Annotated in this window: 1 protein-coding gene; it reads left to right on the top strand. The window is 36.3% G+C overall.

Features of this window, described 5'->3' with window-relative positions; translation table 11 throughout:
• Positions 1 to 2,495: plasma-membrane proton-efflux P-type ATPase (locus MVY38_RS05380; RefSeq protein WP_297484128.1), on the top strand; the 2,495-nt coding region annotated here is incomplete at its 5' end.
• Between the last annotated feature and the right edge of the window lie 68 nt (positions 2,496 to 2,563).

Below are 2,563 nucleotides of genomic sequence, written 5' to 3'. Positions count from 1 at the left end.
GTCCTATTCCTTGGATGATTGAAATTGCAGCAGTTCTTTCAGCAATAGCACATAGGTGGGAAGATTTTTCCGTTATTATGCTTATGCTTTTAGTAAATGCCTTTGTTGACTTTTATCAGGAGTCAAAAGCACTGAATGCCATTTCTGTACTGAAGAAAAAGTTAGCTCGAAAAGCACTTGTACTGCGTGAAGGTGAATGGAAAAGTATAGACGCTAAAGAGGTCGTTCCTGATGATATTATTAAAATAAAAATCGGTGATGTTGTCTCTGCTGACTGTACTCTTCTTGGTGGTGGAGATTTTTTACAGGTTGATCAATCTGCATTAACTGGAGAATCTCTTCCTGTAAATAAACAAGTAGGTGAAACACTCTATGCAAATGCAATTATAAAACAGGGTGAGATGATTGCAAAAGTAACGGCTACAGCACTTAACACCTATTTTGGAAAAACTGTAGGACTTGTTGCAAAGGCGGAAAAAGAGGAGAATGGACACTTTCAAAAAATGGTTATAAAAGTTGGAGATTTCCTTATTTTCATGACGATTTTTCTTATTGCCATCATTATTTGGCATGGTGTCTCAAAAGGAGAACCGCTTTTAGATTTACTCATATTTGCACTCATTTTGACTATTTCGGCTATTCCAGTTGCTATGCCAGCAGTTTTGACCGTTACTATGGCTCTTGGTGCGAGAGTTTTAGCATCGAAAGAGGCTATTGTCACCAAACTCTCTGCCATTGAAGAAGCAGCAGGTATGGACATACTCTGTTCAGACAAGACAGGAACGCTCACACAAAATAAAATGAGTCTCGCTGAACCTTATCTATCTAGTAATTACACTGAAGATCAGCTGCTTTTATACGCTGCATATGCGAGTAAAAAAGAGAATGAAGACCCAATAGAAAAACCTATATTTGATTATTTAAATGAACATCAACTCAACAGTAAACTTACAGCGAAAACGATGAAAAAATTTATACCTTTTGATCCTGTAAGTAAAAAGACTGAAGGTATTTTTACTGATGACATGATTTATACAAAAGGTGCTCCTCAAGTTATTATTGAATTATGTGATGAAAAAGAGTTTGATAAGAAAGAGGCATACAAGGAGGTAGACTCTTTTGCACAAAAAGGTTTTAGGGCCTTGGGTGTCGGATATAAAAAAGAGGGTGAAGATACATACCATTTTGTAGGACTTGTTCCTCTCTTTGATCCTCCTCGTGAAGATTCAAAAGAGGCAATAGCAGAATCAAATGCAAAAGGTGTCTCTGTTAAGATGGTTACAGGCGATAATATCGCAGTTGCAAAATATATAGCTGGCATTTTAGAGATTGGTCAAGATATAGAAGACATCAAAGAACTCAAAGGTCAAAGTACGCAAGAGTATATTTTTCTCTCAGAACTTATCTCTCGTTCTATTCTAAAAACAGTGCAAACTGGTATTGATGAAGAGACTCTCAATAAAGAAGTAACAGCTATTGTAAACAATGTACAAAAAGAACTAGATTCACAGCCACTTCCTGCAGGAAGTGTTAAACAACATGAATCTGAAATAGTACAAATCATAGAAAAAGCTAATGGATTTGCACAAGTATTTCCAGAAGATAAATACTTTATAGTAGATAAACTACAAAAAGCAGATCATATTGTTGGTATGACGGGTGATGGTGTAAATGATGCGCCGGCACTTAAAAAAGCGGACTGTGGTATTGCGGTAAGTGGTGCTACTGATGCAGCACGTGCGGCAGCTGATATTGTGTTAATGGCTCCGGGACTACGTGTTATTGTCGATGCAATCGAGCAAGCACGCATAGTTTTTGAGCGAATGAAAAGTTATGTTGTTTATAGAATTGCGGAGACAGTACGTATTTTAATATTTATGACACTCTCTATTGTGGTTTTTGACTTTTATCCTATTACGGCTATTATGATTATTCTTTTAGCACTCCTCAATGACATCCCTATTATGACGATTGCTTATGACAATACAAAAGTTGAAGAAAAACCTGTACGCTGGAATATGAAAAGTGTATTTGTCCTTTCAACATGGCTTGGTGTTGCTGGAGTACTCAGTTCTTTTACTATTTTTTATATTGTTATGATTTACCTGAAATCACACCCTGATTCTGCAATGTTTTTACCAGAGATACCGTCATGGGTCAATATGAAAGATGACAAATCTTTTCTTGGATTTGTACAGACACTTTTCTTTGTAAAACTTATCATTGCAGGACACTATACAATTTTTAATACTCGTATAGCAGATTGGTTCTTTAAAAAACCATACCCATCATGGCCACTTGTAACGGCTTCACTCTTTACTGCACTTCTTGGAACTGCTATAGGTCTTTACAGTTTTGGTCTTATTCCTCGTATTAACTGGCAATGGGCACTCTTTTTATGGGGCTATGTCACAATATGGTTTGTCTTTAATGACATAGTAAAAATGGGTGTTATAAAATACTACAAAAAACGATATGGCGAAGAGGCACTATAGATGAAAAAAACAAAAAGAGCAACACAACTTCCATGGGAAAAACCAAAGTTAGAGTCAGAAGAACCAAA

This window comes from Sulfurimonas sp., from assembly GCF_027056685.1.
Classification (GTDB): domain Bacteria; phylum Campylobacterota; class Campylobacteria; order Campylobacterales; family Sulfurimonadaceae; genus Sulfurimonas.
The sequence above is the reverse complement of the archived record's forward strand: the minus strand, read 5'-3'. Positions and strand labels throughout refer to the sequence as shown.